The sequence below is a fragment of the Corynebacterium sp. LaCa_282 genome (assembly GCF_057198125.1).
The window spans coordinates 375,261-392,861 of the sequence record NZ_CP191095.1; the positions used below are offsets into that span (position 1 = coordinate 375,261).

The 17,601-nt window shown below is 62.7% G+C and carries 15 protein-coding genes, 1 tRNA gene and 1 pseudogene; 5 read left to right on the forward strand and 12 right to left on the reverse strand.

Features of this window, described 5'->3' with window-relative positions; translation table 11 throughout:
* Window positions 1–170: 170 nt before the first annotated feature.
* The 5 genes from ACP8KU_RS01690 to ACP8KU_RS01710 form a co-directional block, all read right to left on the reverse strand.
* Complete coding sequence (locus tag ACP8KU_RS01690; RefSeq protein WP_484483887.1) at window positions 171–1,385, reverse strand: HNH endonuclease signature motif containing protein; 1,215 nt, start codon at window positions 1,383–1,385, stop codon at window positions 171–173.
* Between the two features lie 63 nt (window positions 1,386–1,448).
* Entirely contained in the window at window positions 1,449–2,285 is an 837-nt protein-coding gene (locus tag ACP8KU_RS01695; RefSeq protein WP_484483888.1) for a CE1 family esterase, read from the reverse strand.
* An 11-nt stretch (window positions 2,286–2,296) separates the two neighbouring features.
* On the reverse strand, window positions 2,297–3,196 hold the full coding sequence (locus tag ACP8KU_RS01700) for a metal ABC transporter permease (RefSeq protein WP_023017953.1): 900 nt from the start codon (window positions 3,194–3,196) through the stop codon (window positions 2,297–2,299).
* Complete coding sequence (locus tag ACP8KU_RS01705) at window positions 3,189–3,890, reverse strand: metal ABC transporter ATP-binding protein (RefSeq protein WP_484483889.1); 702 nt, start codon at window positions 3,888–3,890, stop codon at window positions 3,189–3,191. Before ACP8KU_RS01705 ends, ACP8KU_RS01700 begins: the two co-directional genes overlap by 8 nt.
* Window positions 3,890–4,909 carry a metal ABC transporter solute-binding protein, Zn/Mn family gene (locus ACP8KU_RS01710; RefSeq protein ID WP_034654450.1) on the reverse strand — a complete coding sequence of 340 codons (1,020 nt, stop codon included), beginning with the start codon at window positions 4,907–4,909 and terminating at the stop codon, window positions 3,890–3,892. Before ACP8KU_RS01710 ends, ACP8KU_RS01705 begins: the two co-directional genes overlap by 1 nt.
* Before the next feature lie 39 nt (window positions 4,910–4,948).
* Between ACP8KU_RS01710 and ACP8KU_RS01715 the strand changes: the two genes are divergently transcribed.
* Window positions 4,949–6,094, forward strand: coding sequence for a LacI family DNA-binding transcriptional regulator (locus tag ACP8KU_RS01715; RefSeq protein WP_484483890.1), 1,146 nt, complete (start codon window positions 4,949–4,951; stop codon window positions 6,092–6,094).
* Here the strand turns inward: ACP8KU_RS01715 and otsB are convergent.
* From otsB to thrE, 5 genes and pseudogenes are all read right to left on the reverse strand, one after another.
* Window positions 6,066–6,824, reverse strand: coding sequence for a trehalose-phosphatase (gene otsB, locus ACP8KU_RS01720; protein ID WP_284831311.1), 759 nt, complete (start codon window positions 6,822–6,824; stop codon window positions 6,066–6,068). The genes ACP8KU_RS01715 and otsB overlap by 29 nt on opposite strands.
* An 11-nt stretch (window positions 6,825–6,835) precedes the next feature.
* A complete protein-coding gene (locus ACP8KU_RS01725; RefSeq protein ID WP_237792353.1) occupies window positions 6,836–7,354 on the reverse strand; it encodes an META domain-containing protein in 519 nt (172 codons plus the stop codon).
* Window positions 7,354–8,823, reverse strand: coding sequence for an alpha,alpha-trehalose-phosphate synthase (UDP-forming) (locus ACP8KU_RS01730; RefSeq protein ID WP_284622963.1), 1,470 nt, complete (start codon window positions 8,821–8,823; stop codon window positions 7,354–7,356). Before ACP8KU_RS01730 ends, ACP8KU_RS01725 begins: the two co-directional genes overlap by 1 nt.
* A 14-nt stretch (window positions 8,824–8,837) precedes the next feature.
* Entirely contained in the window at window positions 8,838–9,194 is a 357-nt protein-coding gene (locus tag ACP8KU_RS01735; protein WP_023017948.1) for a hypothetical protein, read from the reverse strand.
* A gap of 62 nt (window positions 9,195–9,256) precedes the next feature.
* Window positions 9,257–10,986, reverse strand: a pseudogene (thrE, locus tag ACP8KU_RS01740) (threonine/serine exporter ThrE).
* A 152-nt stretch (window positions 10,987–11,138) separates the two neighbouring features.
* On the opposite strand from thrE, the gene ACP8KU_RS01745 reads away from it, so the two are divergent.
* Window positions 11,139–11,211 (forward strand) — tRNA-Thr (locus ACP8KU_RS01745).
* Between the two features lie 68 nt (window positions 11,212–11,279).
* On the opposite strand, the gene ACP8KU_RS01750 is transcribed toward ACP8KU_RS01745, so the two are convergent.
* Window positions 11,280–12,806, reverse strand: a complete 1,527-nt coding sequence (locus ACP8KU_RS01750; RefSeq protein ID WP_484483891.1) for an MFS transporter — start codon at window positions 12,804–12,806, stop codon at window positions 11,280–11,282.
* 159 nt (window positions 12,807–12,965) lie between these two features.
* On the opposite strand from ACP8KU_RS01750, the gene ACP8KU_RS01755 reads away from it, so the two are divergent.
* The 3 genes from ACP8KU_RS01755 to ACP8KU_RS01765 all read left to right on the forward strand — a co-directional run bounded on the left by ACP8KU_RS01755 (window position 12,966) and on the right by ACP8KU_RS01765 (window position 17,172).
* On the forward strand, window positions 12,966–14,711 hold the full coding sequence (locus ACP8KU_RS01755; protein ID WP_023029211.1) for a pyruvate dehydrogenase: 1,746 nt from the start codon (window positions 12,966–12,968) through the stop codon (window positions 14,709–14,711).
* Between the two features lie 215 nt (window positions 14,712–14,926).
* The gene (locus tag ACP8KU_RS01760) at window positions 14,927–15,631 is read left to right on the forward strand and encodes a response regulator transcription factor (protein ID WP_005279568.1); all 705 of its coding nucleotides are present in this window, start codon (window positions 14,927–14,929) and stop codon (window positions 15,629–15,631) included.
* 14 nt (window positions 15,632–15,645) lie between these two features.
* Window positions 15,646–17,172, forward strand: a complete 1,527-nt coding sequence (locus ACP8KU_RS01765) for a sensor histidine kinase (protein ID WP_284611212.1) — start codon at window positions 15,646–15,648, stop codon at window positions 17,170–17,172.
* Here ACP8KU_RS01765 and ACP8KU_RS01770 read toward each other — a convergent pair.
* The gene (locus ACP8KU_RS01770; protein WP_005279571.1) at window positions 17,169–17,597 is read right to left on the reverse strand and encodes an HIT family protein; all 429 of its coding nucleotides are present in this window, start codon (window positions 17,595–17,597) and stop codon (window positions 17,169–17,171) included. The two genes, ACP8KU_RS01765 and ACP8KU_RS01770, sit on opposite strands and share 4 nt — an antisense overlap.
* Window positions 17,598–17,601 lie beyond the last annotated feature (4 nt).

The window sequence follows — 17,601 nt, forward strand, 5'->3', positions numbered from 1 at the left end:
AGCTCGCCGCGACGGATAAGCGCCACCCGCGTTCGGTGCTGGCAAAGTCGAGCCCGCAGAATCGCCTCCCCAGCCGCCGGTGCGGTTGTCGGCGCAGCTAGCGTCAAAGGCGCGCTAGGTCCTTTGCGGGGCACAACGTTCTCAGTGCGAATCGTTGTGGCCTGCAACAATTAACCATTATTTGCCCAGGGTGGCAGCCATCGGATGGTTCCGTTGACCCGGGCTAAGTGCCCGCGCAGGGGCGGGGCGTTGGGATCATCGTCGTTCACGCCATTGTGGTACGGACAAGCGATGGTTAAGTTTCGAGAGTTGGTCTCGCCACCGTTTTTCCAGGCATTGAGGTGGTGAACCTGGCATTCATCGGCGGGATAACGGCACTCCGGCCATGGGCAGACCGGGTTTTCGGCCGCTGCCATCAGTCGTTGCTTTGCAGAAGCAAAGCGCGAGGTGCGGTAGAGGTTGACCGGACCTTCCACTGGATGAATGAGCGTGACGTATCCGTGCTCGGTAAACGCCCGTCGCACCAGTTCGGCGCCGGTCATCGTGGCGCCATTGGTCAATTGCACTACGACATCGCCGTCGGAGTCAGAACCATGGGTAGAGTCAGCGCCTTGGTCTGCGTCAGGGCCAAGTCCAGGACCAGCAGCGGCGTTGGAGCCGGAAGCGGAATCGGAGCTGGGCTTCGAGTTTGTGCCTGCAGATGAACCGGCTCGGGCGTTGGAGCTCGAGCCAGGCTGAGGACTAGTGCGAGAGCCAGGCTTGGAGCTGGAACCGGCAGGGGAGCCGGAGCCGAAATCGACGATGCGATCGAGCTCGTCGAGGCGAAGCACGACATTGGTTGTCACGCTGGGGCGGCCGGCGGCCTCGCCGTGGAAGATATTCTGCACAGAGGCAAGCGGGGCATCTTTATCAATCGCGGCGTGCATATCGGCGATATCGGCGGACGGGCCGGTAATAGACATGGTCCACGGGCCGTCGGCGCGGCGGTAAATCTTCACGCCGGGCTGGCGCTTGACGGGGCCTTTGAGCTCTTTGACGCGGGCGCGGCCCCGCTTATCAATATCCGAGACCTTCCCCTTCATCCCACACAATTCGCGCCGCAGCGCCCAGGCATCGCGCTTCTTCTTCAGCTTGGCGGCGTGGCGCTCGATGATGAGCAGGGCCGTCAGGCTGTGCCCGTTGGCGCGGCTGGCGGCGATGGATTCGCGTTGTTGGCGGCGGAAGGCGGTGGTGCCGAAGTAGGTCTCGGCAAGCGTGAGCAGGCGGGTGGCGGTGGTATCGGGGCAGCCGGCCGCAATCAGCGCGCGCAGAGAGAGGCCGTGGCAGTCGGCGATGATATCCATGCCGGGTGCCAGCCCGTTCAGAAAAGTCTGCAGCGCGTTCATGCCCCAGAGACTAAGGCGCACCGCAAGCCCGCGCTAGCCGATGCCCCACCTGCCTGTGGACAACTACCCCTCCGCGTCACCTAAGTCGAAGAAATCGCGGACTTTATCCACAGCATTGAAGGAATCCGTATTTGGACCTATACGCGGCGACGTTTCCATGCTAGAGGGAATCACGTGCCCGAGGCCTTCCATGGCCCACAGCTCCACGGGGTAGTCGCCATCGTAGTAAGTAGAGGTTACCCCGGGCAGCGGCTGGGTTTCGCGGGCCGGGCGGCAGCCATTGGCCCGCGCGAAGTACTCCGCGGTGGCGGGAGCAGAGAGCACGCGGCCGCGGGTTTGGTGCGCATCGATGCCGGCCAGCCCGCCATCATATGGCGCGATCGGATCTTCGGTGCCGTGGATAAACAGCAGCGGGGTGGGACGGTAGCCATCTGGATGGGTGGGCGCGTGATTGGAGCCCTCGCCTAGCGTGGAGGAGAAGACGCAGGCGCGGGTGAGGCTAAAGGGGGCATCGAAAAGCAGGCGCAGCACCATCTGCCCGCCATTGGAATAGCCGGCGGCGAAGGTGCGCGCGGTGGCGTACTCGCGCTGCATGGTCTCGATGAGGAAGGTGCTAAAGGCAACGTCGTCCACCCCGAGCTCGCGGGCGCGGACCGGCAGGTTGGCGCGGGTGTCGTTGAAGTGGTGGTCGATGCCGTCGGGGTATACGATGAGGGTATTGGTGGCATCGGCAAGCGCGTCCACCGTGCCGTTGGTAAAGCGGCGGATGACGTTGGCGGACTGGTGGGAGCCGTGGAAAAACAGCAGCAGATCCGGCTGAGGCCCGAGGTGCTCGGGCTCGATGACGATGAAGCGGCGGGTGTGGCCAGCCACATCCGCGGTGCGGCGATGAATATGCATGCCCGCCGAGTTTAGTCGGCGTGGTGGGCCTCTGCGGCGCTGCGGTTATCGGCGTGGAAATGCTTGGCCGCTACCTCATCGCGGATGGCGCGCTTGCCCTGCCGCCAGCCGATGAACCGGCACACCAGGTAGATCACAAAGGAAATGGTGGTCACGAAGACGGAGACCGGCAGGCCTGGGGCGAGGGAAAGGATGAAACCGCCCACGGCGGAGACCTCGGCGAAGATGGTGGACCACAGCACCGCGCGCAGGGGCGAGGAGGTGATCTGTACCGCCGCCGCGCCGGGGGTGATAAGCAGCGCCATGACGAGCAGCGAGCCGACGATTTGCACCGACTGCGCCGCGGCGAGGCCGACGAGGACGGCGAAGGCGACGGAGATGGCGCGGGTGGGCACGCCGGCGGCGCGGGCCATATCAGGATCGGCGGAGGCAAAGAGCATGGGCCGCCAGAGGAAGCCGACGGCGGCGACGATGATGACCGTGGTGGCGGCCAAAAGCCACACCGAGGCGGAGGATACGCCGACGATTTGGCCGGTTAAAAGCGTCATCGCCGTATTGGAATTGCCGGGGTAGAGGTGCAAGAACAGCACCGAGAGGCCCAGGCCAAAGCTCATGACCACGCCGATGGCGCTGTCTTGCTGGCCCTTAAAGCCCAGCATGGCCAGGATGATGGCGGCGACGATGGCGCCGGCGACCGCGCCAAAGCCCAGGTTGAGGCCGAAGAGCAGCGCCGCGGAGGCACCCATGAGAGCCAGTTCAGAGGTGGCGTGGACGGAAAAGGACATCTGGCGCAGTACGATGAGCGAGGTCATCACGCCAGACAGGATGCCCAGCAGCGCGGAGGCGATGAGCGAAGATTGAACGAAATCCACGCTGAGCAAGTATTGGGTATCTTCCCAGAAATTAGACAACGATGAGCCTCCCGTCGACGTTTAAGACATTGACCTTGGAACCGTACAGCTCCGAGAGGACCTCGGAACGCATGACCTCATCGACCGAGCCGAAGGTGTGGCCGTTGGGCGCGATGTAGAGAACCTTATCCGTCACCCCGAGCACGGGGTTGATGCCGTGGGTGACAAAGACGATGGAGGTCCCGCGCTCGCGGCGCAGCGAGTCCAGCTTGTTAACCGTGGCGTTTTGCCGGGCGGGGTCGAGGGAGAGGAGGGGCTCATCGGCAAGAATGAGGTCCGGGTCATTGGCCAAGGCTTGGGCCTGGCGGATGAGCTGTTGCTGGCCGCCGGATAGCTGGCCGACGCGCCGGTCCCGCAGCCCCGTGGCACCCACCTCTTCCAACAGCTCGTCCACCCGTCCACGGGGTGGGTGCCGGTGCCGGAATACCCCGTGTGCCACGGAGAGCGAAACCAAGTCGCGGGCGCGCAGGGGAAGGTCAGCGGGGAACATGCGCTGCTGGGGGATGAAGCCGACCCGGCAGTTGACGTCGACGCGGCCGCTGGTCAGCGTGCGGGTGCCGAGGATGGTGCCCAGCAGGGTGGACTTGCCCACGCCATTGGGGCCTAAAACGGCGATAAACTCGCCGCGGTCCACGGCGAGGTTAAGCTGCGACCACAGCGGATCTACTGCGGCCTCATGGAATTCAACGAGCACTAGTGCTTCCCCAGCTTGCTCGTGACTTCGTCGTAGTATTCCCAGAACTTCTTGCCGTCCGGCGGGGTCTCGCCGATTTCTACGATATCGACGTCGTTGTCCTCTGCGGCGGACTTGATGCGGCTTGCGGTATCGGTTTCGGTCTGGGGGTTGAAGATGAGGAGATCGACCTCGCCATCGTCAATGGCCTTGATGAAGGCGGCGACATCGGCAGTAGCGGGCTCGCCCTCGGAGATGGTGGCCTTGCGGAAGCCCTCGGGGGTGACGTCCTTGGTATCGGTGTACTTCATGAGGTAATCGGCGATGGGCTCGGTTTGCGCGTAATTCAGGCCATCAGGAAGCTGCTTGAGCTTATCGCGCAGCTGGTCCACGTGGGAGTCGATCTTCTCGGTGGTGGCGCCGGCGTCGGAGTATTCCTCGTTGATTTGGTCCGCGATGGATCCGGCGACCTCCTCCAGGGCGGCGGGGTCGTACCAGATGTGCTCGTTGCCCTCGATATTGGTGACCTTGTCCGGGTCATCCTTGGCGGTGGCCTTCGCGGCGTCGATGGTCATGACATCGGGGTCCTCGTCCAGCTTGCCGTGGTCCGTCAGCGGCAGAGCGGAGATGATGTTGTCTTGATCAGAAACGGCCTGGTAAATCCAGGCATCGTAGCCGCCGCCGTTGACCACGAGCATGTCGGCGTCGTTGGCCTTGGCTATATCGGCCGCGGTGGGTTCGAAGTGGTGGGGGTCGGTGTCGTTGCCTTTCACGATGGGCTTTACCTCGATGTCGACGCCGGAGGCGGTATCGGCCACGGCCTGGGCAACATCGGCCCAGATGGAGGTGGAGGCGACGATGGAAAGCTTCTTTTCGCCGGAGTCGCCGGAGCCAGAGTCGGAGCCGGAGCCGGAATCGGAGGAGCACGCGGCGGTAAAAAGGAGGCCACTTGCTGCGAGTAGGGCTGTTGTTGCGCGTAGTGACGTGTGCATACCCTCCAGTGTGCGTTTGCTGGCAATCGTTGTCAATTGAACATGCATTGAAAATCGGGCGGCGGGGCGCAGGGTAAGGTAACAGGCATGGTTAAACGCAGCCCCACCCGGAAGACACTGGCCTCCCTCGCCGCGGAGTTGGGGGTTTCGCGCACAACCGTATCCAACGCCTATAGCCGCCCTGACCAGCTCTCGCCGGCAACGCGGGAGCGCATTTTGGCGGCGGCCAAGGCGCGCGGTTACCCGGGGCCCGATCCTACGGCCCGCAGCCTGCGCACCCGCCGCGCCGGGTCGGTGGGCGTGCTGCTGACAGAGCACCTGTCCTATGCCTTCGAGGACATGGCGTCGGTGGATTTCTTGGCGGGCATGGCGGAGGCATCGGCAGGCGCGCAGACCACGCTGACGCTGATTCCCGCCGGCCCGGAAGGCGAGGCGGAGGCGACTAGCCTGGTGGGTTCGGCCGCGGTCGATGGCTTCGTGGTCTATTCGGTCGCCGCGGGCGATGCCTACCTCGCGGCCGCGCGGGGCCGGGGCCTGCCGCTGGTGGTCTGCGATCAGCCCACCGATGCGGGGCTGCCGTTCGTGGGCATTGACGATCGCGCGGCGATTGCCCCGGCGGCGCGTGCGCTTGTCGATGCCGGGCACCGCCACATCGGCATCCTCGCCATCCGCCTGCGCCTGCAGCGCCACGACGGCCCGATTTCCTGGCAGGAAGTCCAGGACGCGGAGATGCACGTGCAGCGCTCGCGGGTGATGGGCGCGCTCGATGTCTTCGCCGAGGCTGGTATCGCGCCCGAGTCCGTGCCCGTGATTACGCAGCACATTAACGATGCCCATACCACCCGCGCCGCCGCCGAGCTCCTGCTCGAGGCGCACCCGGAGCTGACGGCCGTGTTGTGCACGACCGACTCCATGGCGCTCGGCGTGCTGGCCTATGCCCGCGAGCGCGGGCTGAGCGTGCCAGAAGATTTATCAGTGACCGGCTTTGACGGCATCGATGCGGCGCAGCGCCTCGACCTGGCCACCGTCATCCAGCCCAATAAGGCCAAGGGGGCTGCGGCCGGGCACATGCTGGAAAAGCTCATCGCCGGCGCGACAGATACGGCGGGATCGGCTAGCGCGAAAGCGGCGTCACGCGGTGTTGACGAGGCGCAGGCGGTGCCGCGGCGAGTGTTGCAGACGCGGTTCGCGCCGGGCAAGTCGGTTACTGCACCGCGGCCGCGCGGGCGGTAGCGAGCTCGGTGAGGAAGTGGGCGACGGCGTCGACATCGGCAAGCTGCACGGCTGCGATGGAATCGCCCTCGCCCACCTTGACGCCCACGTCCGGCGGCTGGTGGAGGGCGCGGAAGCCGTCCTCATCGGTGACATCATCGCCCAAGAAAACCATGGCGGTGGCGCCGGTGCGCTCGCGGAGGGTTTCAAGCCACGTGCCCTTGGTGGCGGTGGTGGCGGAAAACTCGATGACGGATTTGCCGGCAGTGCGCGGGAAACCGGCGGTATCTAGCGCCAAGCCCGCCGCATAGGCGGCCGCGGCCTGCTCCGGGTTCTCCAGCTCGAGCGAGCGCAGGTGCAGCACGCGCTGGAAGGGCTTGACCTCCAGCTCCGCGCCGGGGAAGCGGTCTATGATGCCGCGGATTTCTTCCTCCTTGCGCGCAAGGTGCTCGCGCATGGCGGGGGTGAGCTCGGTCTGCTGCCAGGAGGACTCGGCGCCGTGGGACCCGCCGAAGAGGACGGGGTATTGCAGGGGGCACACGCGCTGCAGGCCCTCCAGGTGGCGCCCGGACAGCACCGCGGCCGTGGTGCGCGGCAGGTGGGCCAAGTGGTTCAGGGCGCGGGCGGCATCGGCGTTGATTTCCACGTCATAAATGGCGGTGGCAAACGGCGACAGCGTGCCGTCAAAATCAGAGACCACGGCGAGCTCTTCTGCCGCGGCCAAGGCCTTAATGGTGGTAGAAAGCGTCATGGCATCACATGCTACCCGCGGGAGACCAGCTTGATGGAGGGCGAATCTACCTCATCGGTATCCAATTCCAGGATGAGCTGGTTATTGCTGTTGACGGTGTAGATAAAATCATTATCCGAGCTAATCAGGTTGCGCAGCAGGTTATCGGCCCATACGGAACCGCCCTCGCAGTCCTCATCGGTGTCGTCGTACTTGACCTCATCGAAGTGCAGCTTGTTGCCATCGCGGATATTTTCGCGCTCGTCATCGGCGGTGTAGCTCAGCCGGGCCGCAAGGCGGGTGCAGCCGGTGGTGCCCACCATGGTGGATTCGCCGAAGCTAAATTCCGGCGCGTGGGGAATCGACTCCGGGATGGTGGATGCCGCATCCGGCGCGATATTGATGGAGACGACCTGCCACTGCTTGTCCACAATCCGGTCATCGCCCGCAGGCTGCGGGGCGTCGTCCTCGGATCCGCAGGCGGTAAGCAGCGTAACGGCGCCCAGCGCGGCCGCTGCAGCGGCGCGTGCGCGGGGGTGGGAAGGAAGCATTAGGAGTCCTTTCCGTGCGGGTCGGTAGCTTGCGAAGCGGTTTCGGTCCGGGTAGTACGCAGGCAGCCCAAAAAGGACTGCGACCACAGCCGCACATCGTGGCTCATGACCTGTTCGTGCATGGTGAGCATGCGCTGGGTCATGGTGAAGGGGGCATCGGAAAGCGCCCGCACGGCGTTGAGCAGGGCGCGTTTGACGGATTCGATGTCGAAGGGATTGCACAGGTAGGCCTCATCGAGCTCCGCGGCCGCGCCGGCGAATTCCGAGAGCACCAGGGCGCCGGAACCGTCATCGTGGCAGGCCACGAACTCCTTGGCCACGAGGTTCATGCCGTCCTTAAAAGGCGTGACCAGCATGATATCGGCCATGCGGTAGTAGCAGCGCAGCACGTCCTTGGGCACGCCGCGGTGCTGGTAGTGCACCACGGGGTGGCCCATGCGGGAAAAGCGGCCGTTGATGCGGCCGACGGCCTCCTCCACCTGGGAGCGGGTGGCCTTGTAGTGGTCGAGGCGCTCGCGCGAGGGCGTGGCCAGCTGCACCAAGGTGACCTCTTCCGGATCCAGGGCGCCGGTTTCCAGGAGCTCCTCGAAGGCGGTCAGGCGCTGCAGGATGCCCTTGGTATAATCGAGGCGATCCACGCCCAAAATGATGCGCTTGGGGCTGCCCAAATCCTTGCGTAATTGGGCCACGCGGCGTTTATCCTCGTCGCTAAATTGGCCGAAATCCTGCGCAGCGATGGAAATGGGGAACGCGCCCACGCCTACGGTGCGGCCGCCGGGGAGGCGAATATGGGCGGTGACGTCGCGGGTGGTGGCCTCCCCGCGCACCTCGAGGCCCTGGCGGCGGGCCAATTCCAAGAAATTGCGGGCATTAGCCTCCAAGTGGAAGCCAATGAGATCGGCACCCAAGATGCCGCGCACCGTTTCCTCGCGCCAGGGCAGCTGCCGGAAGAGATCGGGGGAGGGGAAGGGGATGTGCAGGAAGAACCCGATGGTGAGATCGGGGCGCATTTGGCGCAGGATGCCCGGCAATAATTGCAGCTGATAGTCCTGCACCCAGACCGTCGCGCCCTCTGCGGCCACGTGGGCTACCTCGTCCGCGAAGCGGAGGTTGACCTCGCGGTAGGCATCCCACCAGTCGCGCTCATAGGTCGGGGTGACGATGAGATCGTGGTAGAGCGGCCACAGCGTGGCATTGGAAAAGCCCTCGTAGAAGGCCTCAAAGTCGGCCTCGGTCAGCCTGACCGGGTGCAATAGCACTCCGGCCTCGGTGCGGAAGGGCTCGGGCGCGGCATCGGCGACGCCGGGCCACCCCACCCAGCAGCCCTGGTGCGCTTCCAGCACCGGCGAGAGCGCGGTGACCAGGCCGCCGGGCGAGGGCGTCCACGCCTGGCTGCCATCGGCCGCGGTAGTTAAATCTACCGGCAGGCGGTTTGCCACTACTACGAAGTCATTGCCGCGCTCACTCATAGCCCAAGACTAGCTTAAGACTTCTTGGTCGACTTCTTCGTTGCTTTCTTCGTCGACTTCTTGGTGGACTTTTTAGCAGCCTTAGTGGTCTTCTTGGTCGACTTTTTAGTGGACTTCTTTGAAGCCTTGGAGGTCGACTTCTTGGTGGCCTTCTTCGTCGACTTCTTTGGCGCGGCATCGGCCTGTTCTGCCAATACCTTCTTGTGTACCAGGCCCTTGGGCTCGACACCCAGCATGGACATCAAGGTCACGCCGTCCAAGAAGTCTTGGGAGTAGGTGGCCACCACGCGGCGGGCGGCGCGGGCAGTTTCCTCTGCCAGGGCAATATCTTGTTCTGCCTGTGGGTGCGTGTCTTGGACCTTGGGTGGCACGGCGAGTCCTCCTGAATGTTGGGAAAGCTATCAGGCTAAATATTGTACGCTACCGGCGGCGTTTAGGGCTCCTTGGGTTCCTCCCCGCTGGGCTTGGTGGATTCGGACTCCTCCGGCGCGGGCGATTTCTGGCCGGGCACCGTGTAGGTGGTGCGCTCGGTATCCTGCGGCTGGGCCGGCCACTGGGAGCCCGCTGGCCACAACTCCTCCGCTGGCGTGGTCCCCGGCGCGTGCTGTTGCGCGCGCGCCTGCTGCGGTGGCTTTGGCCCCAGCGTGGGCGGCAATTCGGGGCGGTTGACGCGCGGGGCGAAGGGGGACATCGGCACGCGCGGGATGCGCGGGGCCTTGCGCGCCAGGTTCGTTGCCTTGTGGAAGGAGAACCGGCCGATGCGCTTGAAGGCGGAGTACGGGCGGAAGTACTTCGGGCGGCGCAGGCGGCGGGCGACGCGCTCGCCAAAGACGACGCCGGCTGCCAGCGCGCCGGAGATGGCCAGCGCGGTGGCCAGGTTGGTAAAGCCGGTAATCATCTGCTCGTTGATGGCGGCATACATGCCGCGGTAGAGCATGAGGCCCGGCAGCATGGGCGTATAGCCCACGATCATCGTGATGAGTGGCGGGATGCCCCACCGGCGGGACATCAAGCCGCCGGCCAGGCCCACCACGATGGCGGATATGCCGGAGGCAATCACCGGGCCGACGCCGAAGGGCACGACCACGAAGTAGTAGAAGACCATACCGGCGGCCGCCGTGAGGCCTGAGAGGGTAATTTCTATCCAATTAGCCCCGCAGGCCAGCGCGAATGCGGCCGAACCCGTGCCGCCGAGCAGCACCAAGAGGGGAATCTTGTGATAAACCGGCGGCGCGAGGGTACCCATCGGCGGCAAATCAAAGCCCATGGCAGAGGCCAGCTGGATGCCCACACCCACGCCGGCGATGATCGCGCCCGTTGACAACAGCGCAGAGAAAAACGCGCGGAAGCGGTGACGGGAGAGCGGGTAATGCCATCGACAAGCGATTGCACCAACGTCAGCCCCGCCACCAGCACGATGATTCCGGAGGCAATAATCTGTGCCGGCGACATATTAATGCCGAAGGCGGCGGCAACGTTATACAAAATCGCGGCCGGGAAGACGGCCAAGAAGCCACCGACGACGTTTTGATAAAAGGGCGGCAGGCGGTAATTGGCCAACCAATCATTAAGCCCCATAATCAGCGCGGAAACCACGAAGGCAATGAGGCCAACGAGGAGATCGCCGCCAAGCATCATGGAAATCAGGCCACCCATGCCGCCCCAGCCGAGCATCACCGTGGACGGCTTATACGGCGCCGGCATTCGGTCGATGTCATCCAGGCGCTTTTCCGCCATCGCGGGCGGCACCCTACCGGAGTGGATATCGCGGATGAGCCGGTCTACTTCCGAAAGCTTGGAAAAGTTCACGCCCACATCCGGCACCACGCGAAAGACGTGGAGGTTCTGGCGCTTATCGCCCGTGCCGATCGCGGTGTGGATGGTGATGGTATTCATCAAGATATCCACGTGGCAGTAGTGCAAACCGTACGACGACGCCGCCAGGTGCACCTGCGCGCGTGCATCCGAGTTCGCGGATCCTGCGCTAATGAGCAGCTCGCCGATGCGCGCGGCAATCTCCATCACGCCCGTGACCTGGGCGGCATCGGTCAGATCGACCGGGGCGAGTGGCGATGGTGGGGGTGCGGCTTTGGCCGCGTCAATGATGGCGACTTGGCCTGCGGATACGCGCAGACGCTCCCGCATAGCGGACAGTAGTGACACGAAAATAACCCTCGAAAAAGCGGTGGGACACTAGTAATAATTTCAGCCTGAACTTTAACCCTTGTGGGGCGCAAATGCATACAAGGGGGACCGGCTTTCCACTTGGGCGAGGTCCTCGGGTACCATGCAACGAGCGGAAGAAATTCCGCGGTGCTGGAGTGGCGCAATTGGTAGCGCAACGCACTTGTAATGCGTAGGTTGCGAGTTCAAGTCTCGTCTCCAGCTCAAAAAACTACCCCCTAGCTGCATAAACAGTTAGGGGGTAAAAGTTTACAAGTTAGCCAGGTGGCTATTTATCGGCTACTTTGCGCAGACAGCGCCCCAGACTTCGGGTTACCGCGGAAGCACCAGGCGGTAAGCACCGCGAAGATGAAGGTGGTGCAGGCAAGCCCGCCGACGGTGAGGAAATACGCGGAGTCATACGCCGCCGCGGCGGTGTCGTGCGTGGCGGGCGATAGGAGGGCATCGGTGCCTTGCGGGGCGAGGGCATCGGGAAGCTTGTGCGTCATCAGTAGTGGCACGAGGGAGCCGGTAATGGCGATGGAGAGCAGCGTGCCGAATTCGTAGGAGACGGCTTCCACGCCAGAGGCCATGCCCGCGCGGTGGGAGGGGGCGGCATTGATGATGGCGGTGGAAGAAACGGACATCGAGGAGCCGGCGCCTAAGCCGGTGAGGATGAGGCCGGTAATAAAGACTGCGAGGTTATCGGCGCGGTCGGCCCAGATGATGCTCAGCATGCCGATGGACATGCTGAGGAAACCGCCGCTGATGATGGGCAAAAAGCCCACGCGGTGCAAGACGCTGCCGCCCACAATGGCGGTGGGGATGGCCGCAACCGCCATGGCGGAGATGAAAAGGCCGGCGTCGAGGGGCGAGAGGGCATCGACAAGCTGCAGCTTTTGGGTGGTAAGTAATTCAAGCCCCGTAAGGCCAAACATGGCGCCACCGGCGGTGAGCACGCCGCCGGTAAAGGTGGGCGAGTAGAAGATGTCAAAGGTCAAAAGCGGATCATTTAGCCGGGTTTGCCGGTGGGCAAAGGCTGCGGCGCCGAGCAAGAAAGCGGCAATGGAACAGACTAGCAGCGCGACATTGATCTGGGTGGCCGCCGCCGTTTTGATGGCCAGGACCAGGCTGGACAGGGTGATTAGCGCATAGAACGAGGAGGGGAAATCCCAGTGCTTGTGCGGGTTCGGTAGGTTGGGCGGGCCAAGGAGGAAGGTAAGAATAATGGCGATGGCCACGATGGGTACGTTGATCAAAAAGACCGAGCCCCACCAGAAATGCTCTAAGAGGAATCCGCCCACGGTGGGCCCTGCGGCAGCGCCCACGACGGCGACGGAACTCCAGATACCGATGGCTTTATTGCGCTCTACCTCATTGGGAAAGGTCAGGCGGATAAGCGCCAGGGTGGAAGGCAGCATGATGGCAGCGCCCAGACCCAATAAGGCGCGGCCGGAAATGAGCAGCCAGGCATTGGGCGAATAAGCCGCCACGAGGGAGGCGGTGCCGAAGGTGGCCAGGCCAATAAGGAACATCAGGCGGTGGCCAATGCGATCGCCCAATGTGCCGGTACCGAGGAGCAAGCCCGATAGAACCAGCGTATAGGCATTGATGATCCACAATTGCTGCATGTCAGTGGCGTGTAGCTGCTGTGTGAGCTGCGGCAGCGCCGTATAAAGGATGGAATTATCCAAGCCCACCATGAGTAGACCCAGGGACACCACGGCAAAGAAGGACCACCGCTGCGCCGGGGTGGAAGAGGATTCCGCGGCCGCGCGGTGCGGGGGCTTAGTGGCGGTATCAGGTGACTCGATGCTCATCGCTAGGAACCGTAGCGAATACGCCTGTGATATTTCAGGTTAGTATTGCCTTCCTCACAAGTAGGCGGGTGGTGTGAGTATGTAGGAATTGCTGGACTTTCCTGCACGTTTAGTAGCACAGTGGTACTAGAACAGTTAAAGAGTTAAGGGTGATGTTTAATGGCACGCAATTACGCAGAACAACTTGTTGAGACGCTAGAAAAGCAGGGCGTCGAGCATATTTATGGCCTCGTGGGAGACTCCCTCAACCCGATCGTGGACGCGGTGCGCCGCTCCTCCATCGAGTGGATCCACGTGCGCAATGAGGAAGCCGCGGCCTTTGCCGCCGAGGCGGACTCGCTAACCACCGGCAAGCTCGCCGTGTGTGCGGCCTCTTGTGGCCCGGGCAATACCCACCTCATCCAGGGCCTTTATGATGCCAACCGCAATGGTGCCAAGGTGCTGGCCCTGGCATCGCACATTCCTTCCCGCCAGATTGGCTCCCACTTCTTCCAGGAAACCCACCCGGAGCAGATCTTCCAGGAGTGCTCCGGCTACTGCGAAATGGTCATGTCCGGTGACCAGGGAGGGGTAGTGCTGCACCACGCCATCCAGTCCACCATGGCCGGCAATGGCGTATCCGTGCTGGTTATCCCCGGCGACGTTTCTACCGAAGAGGTTGATGATGACACCTTCGTAGAATCCAAGATCTCCACCGGCCGCCCCGTGGTCTACCCGGACCCGGCCGAGGCCGCAGCCCTGACCCAGGCCATCAACGAGGCCGATTCCGTCGCCTTCTTCGTGGGCGCCGGTGTGAAAGATGCCCGCGAGCAGGTGCTGAAGCTGGCAGAAAAGGTCAAGGCCCCCATTGGCCACGCGCTCGGCGGCAAGATGTACATCCAGTACGATAACCCGTTTGACGTGGGCATGTCCGGCCTGCTTGGCTACGGCGCCGCGCACGAGGCCACCCACGAGGCGGACCTGTTGATCCTCTTGGGCACGGACTTCCCGTATAACGACTTCCTGCCTAAGGGCAATGTGGCCCAGGTCGATATCAACGGCTCCCACATCGGCCGCCGCACCAAGATCTCCTACCCCGTGACCGGTGACGTTGCCGCCACCATCGACAACATCCTGCCGCACGTGGAGGAGAAGAAGGACCGCTCCTTCTTGGATAAGATGCTGAAGAAGCACTACGACAAGCTGGAGCACGTCGTGGAGGCTTATACCTCCAACGTGGAAAAGCACACCCCGATCCACCCCGAGTACATTGCGGATCTCATTGACCAAGAGGCCGACGATGACGCCATCTTCACCGTCGATACCGGCATGTGCAATGTCTGGGGCGCGCGCTACATCACCCCGAATGGCAAGCGCGAGCAGATCGGCTCCTTCCGCCACGGCACGATGGCAAACGCCCTGCCGCAGGCCATCGGTGCGCAGCAGGCTAATCCTGGCCGCCAGGTCATTACTTTCTCTGGCGACGGCGGGCTGTCCATGCTCATGGGCGAGCTGCTGACGGTTAAGCTGCACCAGCTGCCGGTCAAGATGTTCGTGTTCAATAACTCCTCGCTGGGCATGGTCAAGCTGGAGATGCTGGTTGGCGGCATTCCGGAGCACGAGACCGACCACGAGTCCGTGGACTTTTCCAAGATCGCAGAAGCCGCAGGCATCAAGACCTTCCGCATCGAGGATCCAAAGCAGGCTCCAAAGCAGATCAAGAAGGCCTTGGCGTATAACGGCCCTGCGCTTATCGATGTCGTCACTGACCCCAACGCCCTGTCCCTGCCACCGACGCTGACCTTCGATCAGCTCCTGGGCTTCTCCAAGGCCGCTACCCGCACCGTCTTCGGCGGCGGTGTGGGCTCCATGCTGTCCATGGCCAAGTCCAACCTGCGCAATATCCCGCGCCCGCAGGACTTCTAAGCTGTAACTGCCCAATAGCGCGCTAGCCACGCTTCCTTTTTCCACCGCGGATTTCTTTCCATGGTTGGAAAGGGGGAAGCGTGGCTTTTTGCTTTCACAGGTTTCAATCAGAAACTTATCAGTAGGCTAGAAACTGGGTTTGCCATGATGGCTTAGTGAAGCTTGCACGCACGCAGGTGTGCAGATAACAGGAAGTAATAGGAGCTACAGGACGCATGGAAGACAATAAACTTGCCAAAGTCCTCGTCGTTGATGACGAGCCGAATATCGTGGAACTACTGACGGTATCGTTGAAGTTCCAAAATTTTGAGGTCTACAGCGCTAACTCGGGCAATGAGGCGCTGCGCGTGGCGCGCGAGGTCAACCCGGATGCCTATATTTTGGACGTCATGATGCCGGGCATGGACGGCTTTGAGCTCTTGGGCAAGCTGCGCCAGGAGGGCCTGGATGGCCCAGTGCTGTACCTGACCGCTAAGGACGGCGTGGATCAGCGCATCCACGGCCTGACCATCGGCGCGGACGATTACGTCACCAAGCCCTTTAGCCTTGAAGAGGTCATTACCCGCCTGCGCGTGATCATGCGCCGCGGCGGTGCCGCCGAGGAGTCTTCTAATGACGCCACCATGAGCTATGCCGATCTGACCTTGAATGACGATACCCACGAGGTCACCAAGGGCGGCGAGCTCATTGAGCTTTCTCCCACGGAATTCAACCTCCTGCGCTACCTCATGCAAAACAAGGAAGTGGTGCTCTCTAAGTCCAAGATCCTGGACAACGTCTGGCACTACGATTTCGGCGGCGACGGCAACGTCGTGGAATCTTATATTTCTTACCTGCGCCGCAAGATCGATACCGGCGATACGCAGCTTATCCACACCGTGCGCGGTGTTGGCTATGTGCTGCGCACCCCTCGGTCCTAAACTGACGTTTTATAATGGCAGATTCACAGGAGAACCCCGCTGCGGGCAGGCCCGTGCAGGCTAAGCCCCAGCAAACCCAGCAGCCGCCCAAGAAATGGCATGAGCAGCTGGACCAGCTGCCGCAGCAGGGGCAGGGAAAGAAGAAGCGCTCCAAGCGCGACTACATCAAGCAGATTCCGCAGGCGATGCCGCTTCGCACCTGGCTTGTGGTTCTCCTCGTGGTTATCTCCGGCCTCGGGTTAACGGGCTCGTCCTTTGCCGTGAACTCGATCATGCGCAACGTGCTCTATAACAACGTCGATAGCGAACTGCGCTCGGCGTCGTCCTCCTGGGCCCGCGATGTGGGCAATGACTTCTTCCTAGGGGATCACACCAAGCGCCCGCCCACGGAATACGTGGTGCTCAATTACCTTCCAGATGGCACCATTCGCTATTCCGGGCCCACGTCTACCACCCCAGATGTAGAGGGCGTTCCCTTGGGCGGGTACCCCACGACGGTGGGCTCGATTGAAAATAATACCAAGTGGCGCGCGCTGGCCTTTGCGGATTCCAATGGCGTTATCACCGTTATTGCCAAGGATATGACCCATGAAAAGGAAATCCTGCACGGCCTGGCCATGGTGCAGGTATCCATTGCGGCGATCGCCTTGGCTGCCATGGCCGGCGTGGGCTTCTGGTTTATCCGCAGGGCGTTGCGGCCGCTGCGGGTGGTGGAATCGACGGCATCGGAAATCGCGGCAGGCGACTTGGACAAGCGCGTGCCCGAATGGCCGCTGCATACGGAGGTCGGCCAATTGGCCGCCGCGCTCAATATCATGCTGGGCCACCTGCAGCGCTCTGTCGTTACGGCGCAGGAAAAAGAGGAACAGATGCGCCGCTTCGTCGGCGATGCCTCCCACGAGCTGCGCACCCCGCTGACCAGCCTGCGCGGTTACACGGAGCTCTACCGCTCTGGGGCGACAAACGATGTCGATCTGGTCTTTTCCAAGATCGATAAGGAATCCAAGCGCATGTCGCTGCTGGTAGAGGACCTGCTGGCGCTGACCCGCGCGGAAGGTACGCGCCTGGACCTGCGGCCGGTGGATCTTCTGGAGCTTTCCCTTTCGGTGGGCTCGTCCGCGCGCGCTGCCTTCCCCGAGCGCGAGGTCAAGGTGGTTAATAATGCGCAGTCCATCCCCGTGGTCAATGGCGATGCAGACCGCCTCCACCAGGTGCTGCTCAACCTGATTTCCAATGGCTTGCGCCACGGCGGCGAGGATGCCACGGTCACCCTGCAGCTGCGCCGCGACAACAAGGACATCCTGGTAGACGTCATCGATGACGGCAAGGGAATGTCGTCTGAGGATGCCGCCCACATCTTCGAGCGTTTCTACCGCGCGGATTCCTCGCGCACGCGCGATACCGGCGGATCTGGGTTGGGCCTTGCCATCGTGCATTCCCTAGTGGAACAGCACGGCGGCAGCATCAGCGTGGACTCCAAGCTCGGCCACGGCACCACCTTTACGGTGCGCCTGCCCGCGCTGGAGGAACCGGAGGATTAGTCCTCGCGGTAGCCATCCTCGTTGGTGCCCAGGTGCTGGCGGATGCGCGCGGCCGCCTCATCCATGGCGGCATCGTCGGTGTCCTCGGCGGCATAGGCCTTGGAAAAGTCGTACTCTTCCATCTTTTCGGTGGGGAAGAGGTGGATATGGGTGTGCGGTACATCGAAGCCGGCGATGACGTAGCCGGTGCGCGGGGTATCGTACGCGTTCTTGATGGCCTCACCGATTTCTAGGGCCACCTCGTTCAGGTGCGTCCAGGTCTGTGGATCCAGGTCGGTCCACTTATCCACTTCCTCTACGGGCACGACCAGGGTGTGGCCGTAGCGCAGCGGCTCGATGGATAAGAAAGCCACGCAGGTCTTATCGCGGTAGACAAAGCGGGCGGGTAGGTCACCAGTGATGATTTTGCTAAATACAGAAGCCATAGCT

Bases quoted from the DNA above. Each gene is read 5' to 3' on its own strand.
- ACP8KU_RS01690 (WP_484483887.1), bottom strand. From the start codon at position 1,385: ATGAACGCGCTGCAGACTTTTCTGAACGGGCTGGCACCCGGCATGGAT.
- ACP8KU_RS01695 (WP_484483888.1), bottom strand. From the start codon at position 2,285: ATGCATATTCATCGCCGCACCGCGGATGTGGCTGGCCACACCCGCCGC.
- ACP8KU_RS01710 (WP_034654450.1), bottom strand. From the start codon at position 4,909: ATGCATGTTCAATTGACAACGATTGCCAGCAAACGCACACTGGAGGGT.
- ACP8KU_RS01715 (WP_484483890.1), top strand. From the start codon at position 4,949: ATGGTTAAACGCAGCCCCACCCGGAAGACACTGGCCTCCCTCGCCGCG.
- otsB (WP_284831311.1), bottom strand. From the start codon at position 6,824: ATGACGCTTTCTACCACCATTAAGGCCTTGGCCGCGGCAGAAGAGCTC.
- ACP8KU_RS01725 (WP_237792353.1), bottom strand. From the start codon at position 7,354: ATGCTTCCTTCCCACCCCCGCGCACGCGCCGCTGCAGCGGCCGCGCTG.
- ACP8KU_RS01730 (WP_284622963.1), bottom strand. From the start codon at position 8,823: ATGAGTGAGCGCGGCAATGACTTCGTAGTAGTGGCAAACCGCCTGCCG.
- ACP8KU_RS01750 (WP_484483891.1), bottom strand. From the start codon at position 12,806: ATGAGCATCGAGTCACCTGATACCGCCACTAAGCCCCCGCACCGCGCG.
- ACP8KU_RS01755 (WP_023029211.1), top strand. From the start codon at position 12,966: ATGGCACGCAATTACGCAGAACAACTTGTTGAGACGCTAGAAAAGCAG.
- ACP8KU_RS01760 (WP_005279568.1), top strand. From the start codon at position 14,927: ATGGAAGACAATAAACTTGCCAAAGTCCTCGTCGTTGATGACGAGCCG.
- ACP8KU_RS01765 (WP_284611212.1), top strand. From the start codon at position 15,646: ATGGCAGATTCACAGGAGAACCCCGCTGCGGGCAGGCCCGTGCAGGCT.
- ACP8KU_RS01770 (WP_005279571.1), bottom strand. From the start codon at position 17,597: ATGGCTTCTGTATTTAGCAAAATCATCACTGGTGACCTACCCGCCCGC.